Source organism: Actinoplanes sp. NPDC051470 (assembly GCF_040682035.1).
Classification (GTDB): Bacteria; Actinomycetota; Actinomycetes; order Mycobacteriales; family Micromonosporaceae; genus Actinoplanes.
The window spans coordinates 13,749-30,959 of sequence record NZ_JBFBAA010000034.1 but is presented as its reverse complement, the minus strand read 5'-3'; the positions used below and the strand labels follow the sequence as shown (position 1 = coordinate 30,959).

The following is a 17,211-nucleotide window of genomic DNA, read 5'->3' as shown; positions in this document are numbered from 1 at the left end:
CGAGGGGACGGCGATCGCTTTCTCAGACGGGCGCGTCGGCGATCCAGAACGTGGTGACGGTCCGGTTCGAGACGTTGTCGATCATCATCTGCCAGGCCGGCTCACGGACCTGGAACTTCGGGAAGTGCCAGCCGTACGGGCCCCGCGGGTCGTTGCTGCCGCGCAGCAGGCTGACCACGGTTCCGGTCGTCGTGACAGTCAGAAACTTGCCCGACGTCGGGTGCCGGTAGACGACCTTGTTCTCGCCGACGTTGCCGGACGACTTGACCCACTCGGGGTCGAGGTGCCACTGCTGACGCCACTTCGACTGGGCGCTGAACGCGTCCGACACCACCAGGCGCGGCACGTCCGAGTTGACCGTGACGCCGCGGGTGTGCGGGGTGCCGTACACCGTGTCGGTGACCGTGAAGACGTGACTGGTCTCCGAGTACGAGCTGGCGATGGTCGACGTGCCGCCCTGCACCGTGCCGCCGTTCGGGATCGCCACGTTCTGGCCGTCCGCGCGGGTCTGGTACTGCGAGTACATGTCGGTCTTGTCGTAGCTGTACCGGCCCGGGCCGACCAGGATCCGTACGCCCTGGTTCGACCAGGTCAGGCCGCCCGCGCGGTCCTCGTGGCCGTGCGCCCGGCGGGGCGGGCCGAAGCGGACCGTGTAATGCGGCACGGTCGGGTCGGTCCAGCTCTTGAACCGGCCGATCGCCCAGCCGGCGTCGGTGTCGAGCAGGCCGCGGTTCGCCTTCAGATCGAGCGGCCGGCCGGCCACCTCGTCCGAGTCACCGATCTGCGGGATGATCCCGTCCGGCTCGGTCATGAAGCTGTACGCCCGGAGCGCGTCGTTGACCGTCTTGCGGATCGCCGTGGCGGCGGCCGGGTTGTCGCCGCGAGCCTCCAGCGCGACCGCGGCCTGCTCCCACAGCACCGCGTTGCCGCCCTGGTAGGCCGACGACTGCTCGAACGAGATGCCCATCTTGGAGAATGATTCGGGCGCCTCGTCGACGATCCGGTCGACGCCCTTCTGGGCCCAGGTCGGCCGGTTGCCGACCAGTTCGCTGGCCCGGATGAGCTGGAGGTTGGCCATCAGGCCGTGGTTGTGCACCGGGTAGTTGGGCGGGCCGTAGTAGCGCCACCCGAACAGCACGTTCACGTTGGCCGTCATGCTGGACATCAGCAGGGTGACGGGTGGCTTGGCCAGCGCGAACAGGCAGTTCAGCGTCTCCAGCCGGCGCAGGGCGGTGCCCTCGTCCCAGCCGTAGTCGTTGGTCTGCGGGTCGGGGCTCTGGGTGTGGAAGGCGATCGCCTGCTGGATCAGCGCGTTCAGCGACTCGGTCTGGCCGTCCTGGGCCGCTCGGCGGGCGAGCGGCTTCATCCACATCAGGCCCTCGAAGTTGAGGCGCCAGGTGGGGTCGGTGACCGGCGGGTTGCGCCACATCGAGGCCGGGATCTTTCCGACCGTGAACGGCGCCGCGGGCGCCATCGTGACGACGATCGGCTCACCGTCCGGCACCGGGTCGGCCGCCGGGTTGCCGCACCGCGCGTCGGCGGTGGGGTCGTCGGCCGCGGCGCGGGCCGCCTTCTGGGTCGATTTGTCGGCCGGCCCGTAGACGGCACGGATCGCCGCCGGGTCGTCGAGTGACAACGGGTCAATGCCCATCTTGTGGGGTTTTGGGGGTTCAGCCAGGGCCGCCGCGTTCGCGGGGACGGCGAGTGCCACAAGGCTTATACCGGCGGTGAACCCGGTTGCGAGCTTCTTGAGCATGTCCATGATGGAGGTCATCCAACTGGCGATTTCCATGATCGGCCACCCCACGTTCGTCCATAAATCCGTGACGTTGGTCATCGATTACGGGGTGGCGCGGGGCGAGATGCGTCAGGCTGGGGTGCATGACCGTTTATTCCGCCGAACCCGCCCGCTACGACGCCATGGAATACCGCCGTACCGGTCGCAGCGGCCTCAAGCTGCCCGCCGTGTCGCTCGGCCTGTGGCACAACTTCGGCGGTGACAAACCGCTGGAGACGCAGCGGGCGATCCTGCGCCGGGCCTTCGACCTCGGCATCACGCACATCGACCTGGCCAACAACTACGGGCCGCCGTACGGCTCGGCGGAGGAGAACTTCGGCCGGATCCTGGCCACCGACTTCCGTCCGTACCGGGACGAACTGGTTGTCTCGACCAAGGCCGGGTACGACATGTGGCCCGGCCCGTACGGTGACCACGGCTCCCGCAAGTACCTGACCGCGTCGCTGGACCAGTCGCTCCGGCGAATGGGCCTGGATTACGTGGACATCTTCTATTCGCACCGCTTCGACCCGGAGACTCCGCTGGAGGAGACGATGGGCGCGCTCGACGCGGCGGTCCGGGCCGGCAAGGCGCTGTACGTGGGCATCTCGTCGTACTCGCCGGAACGCACCGCCGAGGCCGCCGCGATCCTGCGCGAGCTGGGCACGCCGCTGCTGATCCACCAGCCGTCGTACTCGATGCTGAACCGCTGGATCGAGGGCGGCCTGCTCGACACGCTGGAGCGCGAGGGCGCCGGCTGCATCGCCTTCTCCCCGCTGGCCCAGGGCATGCTGACCGACCGCTACCTCAGCGGCGTACCGGCCGACTCCCGCGCCGGCGCCGACAAGTCGCTATCCACCGACCTGCTCAGCGACGACAACCTGGACAAGATCCGGGCCTTGAACAGCATCGCCGAGCGCCGCGGCCAGACCCTGGCCCAGCTGGCCATCGCGTGGGCGCTGCGCGACAGGCGCATGACCTCGACGGTGCTGGGCGCGAGCAGCGTCAAGCAGCTCGAGGCGAACGTCGCGGCCCTGCGGAACACCTCGTTCAGCGACGACGAGCTGGCCGAGATCGACAAGTACGCCACCGAGTCCGGCATCAACCTCTGGGCCAGCTCCAGCGACGCCTGACCCACCACCTCACGGCGCCGCGAGTCGGTGACCATCCGTGCATCATCCCCGAGCTCGCGGGTATCCGACCGGTCATGACCACCGAGAACGCGGGCCCCAGCACCGACCAGCACGTCACCGGCGTGGCCGAGTCCGGCGAGTTCACCACGGACAAGCCGCCGCGCTCGGACACCCCGCCGGACGGCAGCAGCAACGCGGGCATCAATGAAACCAAGGCCAACCGGCCGGACACCGAGCCGCCGGCGAACCAGAACCAGAACTAGACACGACGCCGTCCTGCTCAGTGGTCCTCGTGGCTGATCTTGGCCACTGAGCCGTGCGCGGCCTCGACCGTGTAGCGGCGGGCCGAGTCGGCCAGCTTGTCCAGGGCGGCCTCGACGAGGTCGATGCCGAGGACGTCGGCCAGGCGCGTGAGATAGATCGTGACGTCGCCGATCTCCGCGCGTACTCTCGGACCCAGATCTTTGTCGGCCATCACGGCCGCGGACTGTTCGGGCGTGAGCCACTGCAGCTCCGCCAGGAGTTCGCCCACCTCGCCGGCCAAGGCCATGGCCAGGTTCTTCGGCGTGTGGAACTGTTCCCAGTTACGCTCCTGCGCGAAGACGCGGACGCGTGCGGTCAGTTCGATGATCGATGACAACGACTTCTGCTCCTCACCTCGATCAAGGGAATGCTTTGGCACCCACCAACGACAATGCTGCCAAGCTGGCAGTGCTCATCGATGCTGACAACGCCCAACCGGGCATTGTCGAAGCGTTGCTGGCGGAAATCGCCACGTACGGCACCGCGCACGTCAAGCGGGCGTACGGCGACTGGACCGCGCCCAACCTCAAAGGCTGGAAGGACCAGCTGCTGGCCCAGTCGATCCAGCCGATGCAGCAGTTCGCGTACACACACCGGAAGAACTCCACCGACTCCGCCATGATCATCGACGCGATGGATCTGCTCTACGCGGACCGGTTCGACGGCTTCTGCATCATCTCCAGCGACAGCGACTTCACCCGCCTGGCCTCCCGTATCCGGGAGTCGGGGCTGATCGTCTACGGCTTCGGCGAGCGCAAGACCCCCAAGGCGTTCGTCTCCGCGTGTGACAAGTTCATCTACGTCGAGAACCTCCAGGAGCCGTTGACGCAGCCCGAGCCGCCGGAACCGGCCAAGGTCAGCCCGTCCGTGGTGAAGCAGGTGCGCAACGCGGTCGAGGCGGCCTCGGACGAGGACGGCTGGGCCATGCTCTCGCATGTCGGGCAGATCCTCACCAAGCAGAGCCCCGACTTCGACCCCCGCACGTACGGGTTCGGCAAGCTGAGTGACCTGGTGACCGCGATCAAGCTGTTCGACCTCGACCGCCGGGAGGCCGGCTCGGGCAAGCACGCGGTCATCTACGTGCGGGACCGGCGCCGCCGTACCGAAAAAAGCTAACGTGGCAGCATGAGCGAGCGAGTCACCAACTGGGCCGGCAACATCGTCTTCGCGGCCGATCGGGTGCATCGCCCCGCGTCCGTCGCCGAACTGCAGAAGCTGGTGGCCGGGGCCGAGCGCGTCCGGGTGCTGGGCAGCGGCCACTCGTTCAACCGCATCGCCGACGCGCCCGGCGGCGACCTGGTCTCGCTCGCGAACCTGCCCCGCGTCATCGAGATCGCCGCGGACAAAAGCCAGGTCCGGGTCGACGGCGGCATCCGGTACGGCGACCTGGTCGGCGAGCTGAACGCGGCCGGCGTCGCGCTGCACAACACGGCCTCGCTGCCGCACATCTCGGTGGCCGGCGCGATCATGACCGCCACCCACGGCTCCGGCGAGCGCCATCAGAACCTGGCCGCCACGGTCTCGTCGATCGAGCTGGTCCGGGCCGACGGTGAGCGGGTGGTGCTGCGCCGGGGCGAGCCCGGCTTCGCCGGCTCGGTCGTCGGCCTGGGCGCGCTGGGCGTGATCACCGCGCTCACCCTCGATCTCGTCCCGGCCTTCGAGATCCGGCAGTACGTGTACGACGACCTGACGCGCGATTCGCTCGGCGACCACCTGGACGCCGTGCTGGGCGCCGGTTACAGCGTCAGCCTGTTCACCAACTGGGCCACCACCACGATCAACCACGCCTGGCTGAAGCGCCTCGACGAGATGCCGGCCGGCCCGTTCTTCGGCGCGGCTCCCGCCGACGGCAAGCGCGGCCCGATCCCCGGCATGGACCCGACGAACGCCACCGACCAGGGCGGCGTCCCCGGCCCGTGGCACGCCCGCCTGCCCCACTTCAAGCTGGAGTTCACCCCGAGCTCGGGCGCCGAACTGCAGTCGGAATACATGGTGCCCCGGTCACACGCGCTGGCGGCGATCGACGCGGTGGCTTCGGTCCGCGACCAGATCGCCCCGGTCCTGCAGGTCAACGAGATCCGCACGGTGGCCGCCGACGACCTGTGGCTGAGCATGAACTACCAGCAGGACAGTCTGGGCCTGCACTTCACCTGGATCGCCGACACCGAGGCGGTGCTGCCCGCGGTGCGCGCGCTCGAGGAGGCGCTGGCCGACCTGTCCCCTCGGCCGCACTGGGCCAAGGTCTTCACCATGCCGGCCGAGACCATCCGCGGCCGCTACGACCGGTTCGCCGACTTCACCGAGCTGGCCGCGTCCTACGACCCGACCGGCAAGTTCCGCAACCCGTGGCTCGACGACCTGCTCAGCTGAGTTCGTCCAGGTCGCAGGTGGGCACGGCGATCCAGCCTTCGGTACGCGCGGCGGCGCGCTGGGGCTCGTTCGGTGCAAGGGTCCGGCCGAGGGCGGCGGCCCGGGCGGCCAGCGCGGCGACCACCGCGTCGAAGGCGTCGTGGCTGCGCCGGCACAGTGGCTCGAAGTCGCCGAGGTCGAGCCACGGCGCCGCCGCGACGAGGTGGTCGAGGAGGCTGCCCTGGCCGGCCTTCTTGTAGCCGCTGTGCGGCAGGCCCCACCGGTGCAGCGCGGCCGCCGGATAGACCTCGACGATCACGCCGTCGCCGGTGCGGTCGACCGGGCCGAGCCGGGCCAGCAGGCCGGCGCAGCGGAAGGCGACGTGGGCGATGAGGTCGGCCGACACGCTGAGCGGGTTGGGGCCGGGGCGGTCGCGGAGCAGCTGGTCGGTGACCCGGTAGGCGAGGTCGCGCCGCGGCGGGACGGGCGCCGTCACACGTCCCGTTTGATGGTCGGCGACGAACGAGACGAATGCCGCCGGCCAGCCCAGCGGGCAGTCGATCCCGGCCTTGCCGACCCGCCCGATGTCGGCCGCGATCCGTTCGTCCGTGACGCCGAGGGCCAGCTCACGCAGCGTCGCCCGGCCGTCCGCCCACTCGACCAGCGCGACCGCGGTCCGCTCGTCGGCGGCGGCCAGATCTACACCCAGGGTCAGCACGGTCACACTCTAAAGTGAACGACGTGCGGGCGGGCGCGCCTGACCGGTGATCAGCCGACCAGCACGATGAAGACCAGCAGATAGCCGAGAATGGCCACGGCCAGAGCGGCCTGCATCAAGCGATGTTTGATCCAGCTCGCCCGGGACATCGCGATCAGCTGGTGAGCGACCTGTGAGAATTGCTCGTCAATGGTGAGCGCGGCGAGCTGTTGGGAAAGATCATCATTCTGCCGTACGCGGAGATCGCCGAAAAAGATCGTTCCCGGCCGGTGGCCTCGCCGCCGCGGGTCACCCAAGAGCGGAAAGGTGGCCGTGGCGGCCAATAGCGCGCCGGCCGCACAAAGAATCAACGCGATGATCAGAATGGCCGCCGGCCAACCGCCGAGCCCATGGAGATAACTGCCTTTCTGGGCGCGGGCGGTCAGGACGCCGGCCAGCACCGCGCCGTCCATGGCCAGGAAGATCGAGGCCTTGGCGTCGGCCTTGCCGGTCCAGCTCTCCTGCGCCGCGTGGCTGCGCCAGGCGATGTCCAGATTCAGGCGGGGGTCGGTGACAGCCGGACGACGGGTTCGTGACTCTACGCTCACGCCCGCAGTGGTATCACCGGCACGCCAATCGTCACAACACCAATGACGCATTCTTTCTATCGGGGTCGTGCGTTCGTCCAGAAAACCCGTACCGAGCATTGTTCACCCTGTTCAGCCGGCTTTTCGACCGAGACGATCGGACGGTTGATCAGCGACCCGGACCGCACCGACAATTTCTCCGGCGAACGGTCCGGCTGTCACCTTTCGGTCACGCTCGACGATCAGGACGCCGATTCCGTCATTTGCGGTTTTCGCGCTCTCGCATATGTAGTTCGCTGAGCGCCGCTAAAGATGATCAGAGGCAGGAGAATACGGTGGCGGGACGTGTGGCGATGGGACGCCGGCCGCTGGTGTCGGTTGATGCGAAGGGCTACGGCTCGGCGACCGGCCGGCGGCAGGTCGCGTGGCAAGTGGGACTCACGGACATGCTGGCGGCGAGCGCCGAGGCGGCGGGACTCCGCCGGGCCGAGTGGGCCTGTCAGCAGGGCGGGGACGGCGAACTGGCCGTCCTGCCGGCCGATGAGCCGGAGAACGTGCTGATCGACGACTTCCCCCGGGAACTGGCCGACCAGCTGGCCGATTTCAACGAGGACCGTCGCGACGACGCGCGGCTCCGGCTGCGGCTGGCCATCCACCACGGCGTGGTGGAGCCCGCGGCGAACGGTTACGCCGGCGCCGGCGCGGTCGTCGTCAGCCGGCTGGTCGACGCCCCGGCCACCCGCGCGGCCCAGGTCGCCGCGCCGCGGGCCGATCTGGTGGTGATCCTGTCCAACCCGGTGTTCGTGGACACCGTGGCCCAGGGCCACACCGCGTTGCGGCCGGGCCGGTTCCGCCGGGTCGTGGTGACGAACAAGGAGTTCAGCGAGGACGCCTGGCTCTACGTTCCCGGGTTCGACGTGCACCAGCTGGATCTCGACCGCACGGGCTCGCCGACGGCTGAAGCGGGCGAGAAAGCCCCCGGCAAGCCCCGCAACCGCAAGCCGGCCGATGATTCGCCGCGCCGGACGCCGCGCAACCGGGCCGACATCGTCAACGTCTTCAAGGGGACCGTCAACGCCGGGGTGATCGGCGTCCACAACGGTGACGTCCATGGCTGAGCCCGACGACGAGACGTCGGCGTCCACCACCGAGGCGGGCGACGGCGACCAGACCAAGCCGCCCGGTGAGAAGGCGAAGCCGCCCAGGGAGCCCGGTGGCGGCGGCAACCGGGACGCGAAGAAGATCGCCGAGGTCATCAACTTCTTCCAGGGACAGGTGCACGCCGGGACCATCGGCAAGTCCGGCGGGGCCGGGGGCGATGCCCGCGGCGGTCGTCGAGCCGCCACCGGCCGGCTCGACGACGAGGAGATCCGCCGGGATCTTCGCCACTACTGCCGGCCGGACGCCTACGACGACGCCATCGAGAGGCTGACCCGCGACCACGTCGTCGCCCTCTGTGGACCGGCCGGCCTCGGCAAACGGGCCGGCGCCGTCAGCCTGCTGCGTGAGGTCACCGGCGGGCAGCTGGTCGTGCTCTCCGCGGTCAGCGACTTCAAGCAGCTCTCCACCCGGTCGTACGACCGGGGCAGCGGCTACCTGATCGTCAACCGCAGCGAGGGCGACAAGGGCTCGGAGGCCGACTTCGCCTGGCGTACGGTGCGCGGTCAGGTTCGCGACGCCGGCGCCTTCCTGGTGGTGACCACGCTGGCCGAGGTCGACCCGCAGGTGCAGGCGGTTCGTCAGCTCGCCTGGCGGCACCCGGACAGCACCACCATGGCCAAGGCCTACCTGGCGGAACGGGATCTGCCCGCCGACGAGATCACCCGCATCGTCGAACGCCTCGGCGCCGAGCTCCCGATGACCGAGATCGCCGGTGCGCTGATCCGGATCCGGGACGGCGAAACGGTCGAGGCGGTGCTCGACAGCCTCGCCGAGACGTCGGCCCGGCGGGTGCGGGACTGGTTCGACGCGCACACCACGGAGAAGGACCTGGCCATGGTCCTGGACGTCGCCGCGATGGCGATGCTCGGCGAGGTGACCCACCGCGAGTTCGAGGCACAGCGGGCCGGGCTCGAGGCGGCCATGTGCCGCCACGGCGTGATCAAACCGGTGGCCGGCCGGAAGAAGGAGGCGGCCGAGCCCGGCGACCTGAACCGGCGGCACCGGCGGACCAGCGACGACGGCCTGCTCGTGGAGCGGCAGGTGGTCAGCCGGACGAGCGTACGGAAGGTGCTGGATTTCCGGACCGAGACCTACCGTGAGCACGCGCTGGCCGAGCTCGCCCGCCGGTTCGAGATGCCGTTCTGGAACGCCACCGCCGAGTGGCTGGCCGGCATCGTCATCGCCCACGGGCCGGTGGCCGAGGTCGCCATCGGTCTGGGCCTGCTCGCGGCCGCCGACTTCGACGAGGTCGAGCTCTGCTACCTGACGCCGTGGTCGAAGGGCGAGATCGGGCCGCACGGGCAGGTGGTCGCGGTCTACGTCCTCTGGGTGATGTGCTTCAAGGAAGAGACCATGCCGATCGCGCTGAAGGTGGCCAAGCACTGGGCCAACCACGGCGACGGCGAGCAGCGATGGACCGCCGCCATGGCCTACAGCGGCGAGGTGGGGTCGCGCGAGCCGGCCCAGGCGATCAAGCAGCTGTGGCAGCTGATCTCCAGCTCGGGGAGCGGGTACGAGCAGGCCTGTTTCGCGATGGCGGTGCTGTTCGGCACGCTGATCGGCACCGCCGACGCCCGCAAGGTGCTCTCCACCCTGGTCCGGCAGGTGCACCGCGTTCCGGAACGCCGGGAACACCGGGTGCTCGTCGAACGCGCGCGGCACGTGCTGGCCGAGCTGCTCGCGCTGCGCGAGAACCAGCATCACGTCCCGGTGACTCTGCTCTACGTGGAGCAGGCCCTCGAGGACGAACCGGATCCGGCGGCCGCCCGGCTCGAACGCATCGCGCTCGTGTCCCGCCTGTGGGCGGACGGCATCCGGTGCCGGCCCTACCGGGCCGAGGTGCTGGACGCGCTGTGGCAGGGGCTCAGTCGCCTGGACCACGTCGCCGAGGACCCGATCCGGCTGGCCACCCAGCTGGGCGAGGCGCTCGTGCGGGCGCTGCCGGCCGACGAGGTCGACGACTTCTACGACGACCTCCGGACGGCCGGCCACCGGCGACGCCTGGGCAGCAAGAACAAGACCAAGCAGAGCAACCGGCCGGCCCTGGTCCTGCTCGACGTGGTCAGCCGTTACTACCGCCGCAAGGCCAGTTGAGAAGGCACGTGATGAGCGCATATCCGATCGTCCGCAGTGAGCATCTCGATCCGGCCGCCCGGCGCGGCCCGTTCGGCCTGGGCCGCAAACGCCGGGAACACAGCGACCTGCCCAAGGCCGGCGCGCACGAGGTCTGGGTGTACCGGGTGGACGGACGCTACGTGGTCAACCACGGTGAGTTGTCGCCACGGGACGACGACGTGGTGCGGGCCGACCTGGTGTGCCTGGTCGACCGCGGCGACGGGGTGGTGGTCACGGTGGATCTGACCATCCCGTCGGCCGACGGCACGGAGTTCGCGCTGCGGGTGTCGTTCAGCTGCACCGTGCTCGATCCGGCTCGCGTGGTGCGCGACAACCTGGACGCCAAGGCGGCCATCCTGGCCTACCTCCGCCGGGACTCGAAGCTGGGTCACCTGGCGCTGAACTACCGGATGGACGACCTGACCCAGGTCCGCAACGACGTGGCCGCACGGATCCGGGCGTACGCGGAAGTGAAGCCGCCGGTCATTCACGGCCTGATGCTCAGTTTCGTCGGCGTGGAGATCCCCACCCCGCAGGAGGTCGCCGACTTCCACCGCAAACGCCGCGACGCCGGGTGGGACGACCAGCTCCGCAAGGACGGCAACCAGTTCCGCCGCCGCGATCAGCTCGAGGAGGACCGGCACGAGCAGGTCCTGGCCGGGCAACGCCGGAAGGGCAAGCACGCGACCGAACCGGAGGACCAGGACCACGATCAGGGTCAGCGGGCGCGGGCCCTGCAGTTCGCACGGCAGGAGGCGGAGTTCGCCTTCGAGGCGTTCGGCGAGGATCCGCGGCGGGCGATGCTGTACGCCGAGGCCCGTGGCCAGGTCGACGCCAAGGACGTCGCCGAGTCCATGATCTCCGACCGCCGCGAGCAGGACCTCTACGCCCGCGAGCAACGGCAGCTCGACCGCGAGGACGAGCGCAAGGCGCTGGACTGGCAACAGCAGGACGCCACCGCGCGCCGGCACGAGTCCCGCGAGGAACGGATGGAACGCGAGCGGTTCGAGCGGGAGGCCTGGCTGGAGGCCCAACGGGCCAAACGCGAGGACAAGCGGGCCCGGCGGGCCGAGGACCGCGCCGACCGCAACCGGCAACTGGAGATCAAGCTGGACGTGCTGCGTGAGCTGGCCAAGAACGGCCACCTCGACATGGTCAACCTGAAGGTGGAGCAGTTGGTCGCCGACATCTCCGGCACCGGGCTCGCCGCCGGGAGCGCGGAGCTGCCGGGCGGCGCCGCCACCCCGATCGAGGCCGGCCGGACCGACCGGGACCCGTCGGACTCCGACGACGAGGCCATCGACGTGGACGTGGAAGTGCGGGATGAAGATGACGACTGACACGGTCGAACTGCCCCGGATCCGGCTGTCCCCCGAGGACCTGGGCCGGGCCACCACCCAGCCGACCGTCGCCGACCGGCGCCCGGTCGAGCCGGACCCGAGCGTCGCCGTGCTGCCACGGCGGCTGATCGGCATTCGTGAGGACATCCTGGACTGGGTCCCGGAGGAACGGCCGCGCTACACGCGGCTCGGGCTGATCCTGGTCAACACCGGTCTGATGGCGGCGATCTCGCTGTTCGTCGCGGTGCAGCGGGTGCTCGACGTGCCCTGGCCGGTGATCGTCCCGATGGCGCTGTTCTGGGGCGTCCTGGTGCTGGCGATCGACAGCTGGATGGTGTCCAGCACGCACGGCTCGACCGGACACAAGCGCTGGCTGATGTTCGTGCCCCGGCTGATCATGGCGGTCCTGCTCGGCAGCGTCATCGCCGAGCCGCTGGTCCTGTGGATCTTCCACCCGGCGATCCACGCGAACGTCGAGCACGATCGCCAGGAGCAGATCCGGACCGAGGCCGGCCTCTGGGCCCGGTGCAACCCGGCCACCGGCGGCAGCACGGCGGCCGTGCCGGAATGCCACGACTATCAGCTCGGCGTGGACGGAACGGCGGCCGCACAAGGAAGTCTGGTGAACCTGAGCGCCGAGCGGGACAAGCTGTCCGGTGACGTGACCCGGCTGAACGACGAGCTCGACGTGAAGCAGAAGTTCGCGCAGGACGAGTGCGCCGGGGTGAAGCGGGACGGCACGTCCGGCCGGGCCGGCAAGGGCTTCCGCTGCGACCGGGCGACGCAGGTGGCCGACCGGTTCCAGCGGGAGATCGACCTGCCCGCCAAGCGGGCGCGCATCACCGAGCTCGACACGCAGATCAACGCGCAGACCGGCACCCTGGCCGGCCAGCAGAAGTCGCACAGCGACGTGGTGGCGCAGGGGATCAAGACCAAGGTCGACGCCTTCGCGGGGAGCTTCGGCAAGATCGACATCATCGACGAGGCGCGGGGCCTGGAGCGGCTGTCCGACGAGAGCCCCTTCGTCACCGCGGCTCAGTGGCTGGTCCGCATGCTCCTCATCATGGTCGACAGCCTCCCGGTCCTGGCCAAGATCCTCGGGGGCACGACGTCCTACGACCGCCTGGTCAACGCGAAGCTCCAGGCCGGGCTGCGGTTCTTCGGCCACCGGCTGAGCGTGGTCGACCACACCGTCGAGGCCTCGGTCCAGCAGACCATCCACCAGATCGACGAGCGCACCCGAGCCGTCCAGGAGCAGCACGACCAGGACCTGGACGAGGAGATCGACCGCCGCACCGCCCGCTACGCGGTGCCGGGCGACTGACCGATCAGGACCGCAGAAGAGCCGGGTCGAGGATGGTCACCGACCGGTAGCCGCCGGCATAGCGAGCGTGGTCACTGGCGCGTGAGGACATGGCCACCCCCTGCTTCCAGCCTCCAGCATCACCGGGCGTACCGGCAGTCCTCCGGTCGCGTGATCACCGACGACCGGGCCTTTAAGCGGACTTAAGGAAACTGGCAAGGCTTGTTAAGGGGTGTGCGACCACGATCGGGGCGGTTCGGAAAGCCCCCTTGATCGGAGTTGTCACATGGGACGCAAGCGGCTACGGCTGGCCATCTATGCGGGAGCGGCAGTGTTGGCCGCCGGCGGTGGCGCCATCGCCGCGGTCGCCGGGACCAACGGCGGCGCGACGTTGACCGCCAGCTTCAGCAAGGATTCCGATTGGGGCTCGGGCTACCAGGCCAAGTACACGATCAGGAACACCGGCGGCGAGGCCGTCGAGGGCTGGAAGCTGGCCTTCGGGCTGCCGGGCTCGGCCAAGGTGGGCACCTTCTGGGATGCCTCGGTCGCGGTTTCCGGTGGTACGGCCACCGCCTCGAACAAGGGCTACAACGCGACCATCCCGGCCGGTGGCACCGCCGAGTTCGGCTTCGTGGTGGTCGGCAGCGGCGACCCGACCAGCTGCACCATCAACGGCGCCGACTGCGGCGGCGGGACAACGCCACCACCGGCGGAAGACCCGGCGACACCACCGGCCGAGGACCCGACGACCCCGCCCGCGGAAGAGCCGGCGGAAGACCCGACGACACCCACAGCGGGCGGCGTGCTGGCCGCACCGTACGTCGACATGGGTCTGCTCTCGAACGGCGCCACGACGCTGAGCCAGCTCGCGAGCAGCGGCAACGTCGACTCGTTCTCGCTGGCCTTCGTGACCGGCGCGGGCTGCAAGGCCAGCTGGTTCGGAGCGTTCGACCCGCGGCAGAAGCAGTTCGCCGACCAGATCGCCGCGCTGCGGTCGGGCGGCGGCGACGTGAAGGTGTCGTTCGGCGGCGCCACCGGCATCGAGCTGGCCCAGGCCTGCACGAACGTGGGCGCGCTCCAGGCCGAGTACCAGGCCGTCGTCGACGCCTACGACCTGAACTACATCGACCTGGACATCGAGGGCGCCGCGTCCGCCGACGCCGCCTCGATCGCGCGCCGGTCGACCGCCCTGGCCGCGCTGCAGAAGGCCAACCCGGGACTGAAGATCTCGCTGACGCTGCCCGTACTCCCGGAGGGTCTGACCAACGACGGCCTGAACGTGGTGCGCTCGGCCAAGGACGCGGGGGTCGACGTCGACCTGGTCAACATCATGGCGATGGACTACGGGCGGGCCGGCCAGGACTACGGTGACCTGGCCATCCAGGCCGTCCGGTCGACCAAGGACCAGATCAAGCAGGTGTACGGGAACAGCGACGCGGCCGCCTTCAAGATGGTCGGCGTCACCCCGATGCTCGGCCAGAACGACGACAACGGCCGGTTCACCCAGGACGACGCCCGCGACCTGGTCACCTTCGCCAACGAGAACCACGTCGGCTTCGTCTCGTTCTGGGAGCTCAACCGCGACAAGAACGCCTGCACCGGGGCCCTGTTCCAGTGTACGAACGTGGCTCAGTCGCCGTTCGAGTTCAGCAAGATCTTCGCCGGCTTCCGGGGCTGATCAGTCCTTCGTCGACAACGACGGCCGGGTCATCGGCGCACGGTCACCGTGTAGCTGATGGTCCGGCCGTCGTGGTATCCGGCCTTCACCGCGTACACGGTGAAGGTGATGCGCTTGCCGGCCATCGACGACGTCAGCTTCAGGGTCCGGCCGGCGGCGCCACGGATGCGGACGCCGTTGAGCTGCCACTCGTACCGGAACGAGTCGACGCGGGTCGACCACGAGCCGGTGGAGCCGGTCAGCGTCCGGCCGACCCGGGCCGTACCGGTGATCTTGGGCCGGGCCGTGGCGACCGGGGCCCGGCCCTTGGCGATCGGCGCGGTCATCGCGGAGACCGAGCGGGCGGAGACGTAGCCGGGCCGGGAGACGGTCACGGTCACCGCGAGACGCTTGCCGGCCAGCGCGGCGGGCACCGTGTATGACGTACCCATCGCGCCCTTGATCGCGACGCCGTTCGCGCTCCACTGGTAGGAGGACGCGGCCGGCGTCGGCGACCAGAGCCCGCCGGTGGCCCGGAGCACGTTGCCCACGGCGAGCGTTCCGGTGATGGCCGGGGCCTTGGTCGGGGAGATCGCGGGCGGCGCCCCGATCGTGAAGGCGGCGGTACGCACCACGGCCGGCTGGTTCGCGCCGTACGGACGCAGGGTCACCGTGGCCGGCCCGGCCGACGCCGACAGCAGGTTCACCTCGACCGTCATCTGGACGCCGGACGAGGAGACCGCCGTGACCGTGCCCGGCAGCGCCCGGCCCCCGGTCGGCGTCACCTCGACCACGTCCTTCGCGTGCAGCGCCCGCCCGAAGACGGTGAGCGCCCGCACGGCGCCGGCCGGCACGGACGACGGGCCGACCTCGGTGACCACCACGTCGGCGGGCTCGGTCTCGAACGTGTAGGAGGTGGTCGCCGACCGCTTGCTGTCGGCCGTGTAGCCGCGAGCGGTGACCGTGTGCCGGCCGGAGGAGGTCGGTGTCCAGGCCGGGGTGGTCGCCGAGCCGTCGGCGCCGGCGGTCAGCGGCAGCCAGGCGCCGAAGTCGATCGCGTACTCGTAGCGGACCGTCCCGGGCTGCCGAGAACGGACCGTGAAGGTGCCGGGGGCGAGCCGGCCGGTCCGGCCCTCGGGGAACTCGGCCGAGCTGATCCGGGGCGCGTCGGTGACCGTCCAGCTGTCCGATCCGTCGGCCGTGCGGCCGTGCGCGTTGCGGGCGTAGATGGTCAACTCGTGTTCGCCGGCGCGGGTCGGCGTGTAGCGGAACGTGGCCGTCCCGTCGGCCGCGGCGGGGACGACGCGCTCGGTGGCCGGGTCGTCGTTGAACGTCACCACGTAGTCGACGACGCGGTCCATCAGGGTTCGCGCGGTGAACGTGTACTCGTCGCCGATCCCGTTGCCGCCCTTGTGGATCACGTCGGGCGCGGCCACGTCCACGTTGAGCCCGAGCAACCGCACCGTGGAGAGGGTGCCGTCGGCGCCGCGGCTCCGCACGGTCAGCCACTCGATGTCGTCGTCGGCGACGGTCAGGTTCCGCACCAGCGTGGGGGTGGCGGCCGGGATCGTGCCGGTGGCGATCGTCCGGTCGTACAGATCGGTGAAGGTGTAGAGGTATTCGGCCACGTCCGGGCTGCGGGGAGCGAGGTGGAACACCGCGGGCGTCCCGACGACCAGGGTGCCGTTCCGGCTGAGCGAACTCGGGTCGAGCTCGAGGGCCGGGCCGTTGTCGACGATGAAGGTGTACGCCCGGGTGGCATGCTTGGTGCCGTCCGCGGTGACGCTCCGCGCGTGGAGGGTCTGCCGCCCGGCCCGGGTCGGCGCGATCATCGCGTGAGCACTGCCGATGCCGGCCAACGGCGCCGAACCGGACGGGCCGCCCTCGTCGATCCACCACTCCACCGCGACGCCGTCGGCCACGTGCGAGTCGAACCGGAAATCGCCGGGTACGCCGACGTTGTACTCCAGGTGCGGCGACTGGACGACCTCGTCGGGGTAGGCGTACGAGGTGACGGTCGGCCGGCTCTCGCGAACGTAGAACTCCTCCGACACCCGCGCCGTGTTGCCGGCCCGGTCGATCGCCTCGACCAGGATGCTGTGTGAGCCCCCGATGGCCGGCGCCCAGGTGAAACTCAGCGGGGCACTCAGTGTCTCCGCGTCGGTCGTGGTCCACTCGCCGTCCGAGCCGTCCGACTCGAAGCGGTACCGGTAGCGCACGATGTCGTCGCTCGCTGGCGTCACCGTGAACGTGCCGGTGACCCCGATGCCACCGACGTTGTGCCGCTCCGCGGGCAGATACACCGACGAGACGATGACCGGCGGCTCTCCGGCCGTACGGTCGATCGTGTAGTGGCAGGTGTCGCTCCAGGCCGAGGCCGCGTCGCCGCGCTTGACCCGCACCCGCCAGGCGTAGGTGACACCGTCGGTGTGCGACTCGACCTGGGAGTAGACCTCGCGACCGGCGATACTCGCGAGCTTCTGCTCACGGTCGTCGGGGTGCGCGACGTCCCACTGCTCGAACTCCGCCTCGGCGCCGTCGCCCGGTTCGGCCAGCGATCCGGTGCGGCTCACGATCTGTTGCCGCAGGTACGGGCCGGGCGCCGCGGTGTCGCAGCTCTGGCCCGCGGTCTCGAGATCGGTGGGCACGGGATCGACCGGCTGAACACCGGTGGTGATGGCCGCAATCGTCGCCAGCGCAACCGCAATGTGCATTGTGGACCTTCCCCCGTGATGGCGGGAAGATCATAGGCGAATCCTCGGCCGCATACCGTCCCGGTCGGCGGGTAT

At 70.0% G+C, this 17,211-nt stretch carries 14 protein-coding genes; 9 read left to right on the top strand and 5 right to left on the bottom strand.

Annotated elements, in window-relative coordinates; translation table 11 throughout:
* Positions 1–22: 22 nt before the first annotated feature.
* Positions 23–1,792, bottom strand: a complete 1,770-nt coding sequence (locus AB0M54_RS39405) for a hypothetical protein (RefSeq protein ID WP_364312711.1) — start codon at positions 1,790–1,792, stop codon at positions 23–25.
* Positions 1,793–1,881: 89 nt separating this feature from the next.
* On the opposite strand from AB0M54_RS39405, the gene mgrA reads away from it, so the two are divergent.
* Together mgrA and AB0M54_RS39395 are read left to right on the top strand one after the other, a co-directional pair.
* Positions 1,882–2,910, top strand: coding sequence for an L-glyceraldehyde 3-phosphate reductase (gene mgrA, locus AB0M54_RS39400; protein WP_364477115.1), 1,029 nt, complete (start codon positions 1,882–1,884; stop codon positions 2,908–2,910).
* Positions 2,911–2,984: 74 nt separating this feature from the next.
* Positions 2,985–3,173 carry a hypothetical protein gene (locus AB0M54_RS39395; protein ID WP_364312709.1) on the top strand — a complete coding sequence of 63 codons (189 nt, stop codon included), beginning with the start codon at positions 2,985–2,987 and terminating at the stop codon, positions 3,171–3,173.
* A gap of 17 nt (positions 3,174–3,190) precedes the next feature.
* Here the strand turns inward: AB0M54_RS39395 and AB0M54_RS39390 are convergent, their stop codons facing one another.
* Positions 3,191–3,541, bottom strand: coding sequence for a nucleotide pyrophosphohydrolase (locus AB0M54_RS39390; RefSeq protein WP_364316953.1), 351 nt, complete (start codon positions 3,539–3,541; stop codon positions 3,191–3,193).
* Positions 3,542–3,543: 2 nt separating this feature from the next.
* Between AB0M54_RS39390 and AB0M54_RS39385 the strand changes: the two genes are divergently transcribed.
* Together AB0M54_RS39385 and AB0M54_RS39380 are read left to right on the top strand one after the other, a co-directional pair.
* Positions 3,544–4,329, top strand: coding sequence for an NYN domain-containing protein (locus AB0M54_RS39385; RefSeq protein ID WP_364312706.1), 786 nt, complete (start codon positions 3,544–3,546; stop codon positions 4,327–4,329).
* A 9-nt stretch (positions 4,330–4,338) separates the two neighbouring features.
* Positions 4,339–5,583, top strand: coding sequence for a D-arabinono-1,4-lactone oxidase (locus AB0M54_RS39380; RefSeq protein WP_364477113.1), 1,245 nt, complete (start codon positions 4,339–4,341; stop codon positions 5,581–5,583).
* On the opposite strand, the gene AB0M54_RS39375 is transcribed toward AB0M54_RS39380, so the two are convergent.
* Positions 5,576–6,286 carry a DUF429 domain-containing protein gene (locus AB0M54_RS39375; RefSeq protein ID WP_364477111.1) on the bottom strand — a complete coding sequence of 237 codons (711 nt, stop codon included), beginning with the start codon at positions 6,284–6,286 and terminating at the stop codon, positions 5,576–5,578. The genes AB0M54_RS39380 and AB0M54_RS39375 overlap by 8 nt on opposite strands.
* Before the next feature lie 44 nt (positions 6,287–6,330).
* Positions 6,331–6,867, bottom strand: a complete 537-nt coding sequence (locus AB0M54_RS39370; RefSeq protein ID WP_364477109.1) for a Pycsar system effector family protein — start codon at positions 6,865–6,867, stop codon at positions 6,331–6,333.
* A gap of 314 nt (positions 6,868–7,181) precedes the next feature.
* Here AB0M54_RS39370 and AB0M54_RS39365 point away from each other — a divergent pair, with 314 nt between their 5' ends.
* The 5 genes from AB0M54_RS39365 (at position 7,182) to AB0M54_RS39345 (ending at position 14,443) form a co-directional block, all read left to right on the top strand.
* Positions 7,182–7,964 (top strand): hypothetical protein, encoded by a 783-nt coding sequence (locus AB0M54_RS39365; RefSeq protein WP_364477107.1) that lies wholly within the window; start codon positions 7,182–7,184, stop codon positions 7,962–7,964.
* Positions 7,957–10,101, top strand: a complete 2,145-nt coding sequence (locus AB0M54_RS39360) for a hypothetical protein (RefSeq protein WP_364477105.1) — start codon at positions 7,957–7,959, stop codon at positions 10,099–10,101. Before AB0M54_RS39365 ends, AB0M54_RS39360 begins: the two co-directional genes overlap by 8 nt.
* A gap of 11 nt (positions 10,102–10,112) precedes the next feature.
* Positions 10,113–11,462, top strand: a complete 1,350-nt coding sequence (locus tag AB0M54_RS39355) for a hypothetical protein (RefSeq protein WP_364477103.1) — start codon at positions 10,113–10,115, stop codon at positions 11,460–11,462.
* The gene (locus AB0M54_RS39350) at positions 11,446–12,786 is read left to right on the top strand and encodes a DUF4407 domain-containing protein (RefSeq protein WP_364312690.1); all 1,341 of its coding nucleotides are present in this window, start codon (positions 11,446–11,448) and stop codon (positions 12,784–12,786) included. The genes AB0M54_RS39355 and AB0M54_RS39350 overlap by 17 nt, the downstream gene beginning before the upstream one ends.
* Before the next feature lie 265 nt (positions 12,787–13,051).
* Complete coding sequence (locus tag AB0M54_RS39345; RefSeq protein WP_364477102.1) at positions 13,052–14,443, top strand: cellulose binding domain-containing protein; 1,392 nt, start codon at positions 13,052–13,054, stop codon at positions 14,441–14,443.
* Positions 14,444–14,472: 29 nt separating this feature from the next.
* Here AB0M54_RS39345 and AB0M54_RS39340 read toward each other — a convergent pair whose 3' ends face one another.
* Positions 14,473–17,136, bottom strand: coding sequence for a hypothetical protein (locus AB0M54_RS39340; protein ID WP_364477100.1), 2,664 nt, complete (start codon positions 17,134–17,136; stop codon positions 14,473–14,475).
* Positions 17,137–17,211: the final 75 nt, after the last annotated feature.

Bases quoted from the DNA above. Each gene is read 5' to 3' on its own strand.
- AB0M54_RS39405 (WP_364312711.1), bottom strand. From the start codon at position 1,792: ATGGAAATCGCCAGTTGGATGACCTCCATCATGGACATGCTCAAGAAG.
- AB0M54_RS39340 (WP_364477100.1), bottom strand. From the start codon at position 17,136: ATGCACATTGCGGTTGCGCTGGCGACGATTGCGGCCATCACCACCGGT.
- AB0M54_RS39350 (WP_364312690.1), top strand. From the start codon at position 11,446: ATGAAGATGACGACTGACACGGTCGAACTGCCCCGGATCCGGCTGTCC.
- AB0M54_RS39380 (WP_364477113.1), top strand. From the start codon at position 4,339: ATGAGCGAGCGAGTCACCAACTGGGCCGGCAACATCGTCTTCGCGGCC.
- AB0M54_RS39355 (WP_364477103.1), top strand. From the start codon at position 10,113: ATGAGCGCATATCCGATCGTCCGCAGTGAGCATCTCGATCCGGCCGCC.
- AB0M54_RS39385 (WP_364312706.1), top strand. From the start codon at position 3,544: ATGACAACGACTTCTGCTCCTCACCTCGATCAAGGGAATGCTTTGGCA.
- mgrA (WP_364477115.1), top strand. From the start codon at position 1,882: ATGACCGTTTATTCCGCCGAACCCGCCCGCTACGACGCCATGGAATAC.
- AB0M54_RS39345 (WP_364477102.1), top strand. From the start codon at position 13,052: ATGGGACGCAAGCGGCTACGGCTGGCCATCTATGCGGGAGCGGCAGTG.
- AB0M54_RS39360 (WP_364477105.1), top strand. From the start codon at position 7,957: ATGGCTGAGCCCGACGACGAGACGTCGGCGTCCACCACCGAGGCGGGC.
- AB0M54_RS39395 (WP_364312709.1), top strand. From the start codon at position 2,985: ATGACCACCGAGAACGCGGGCCCCAGCACCGACCAGCACGTCACCGGC.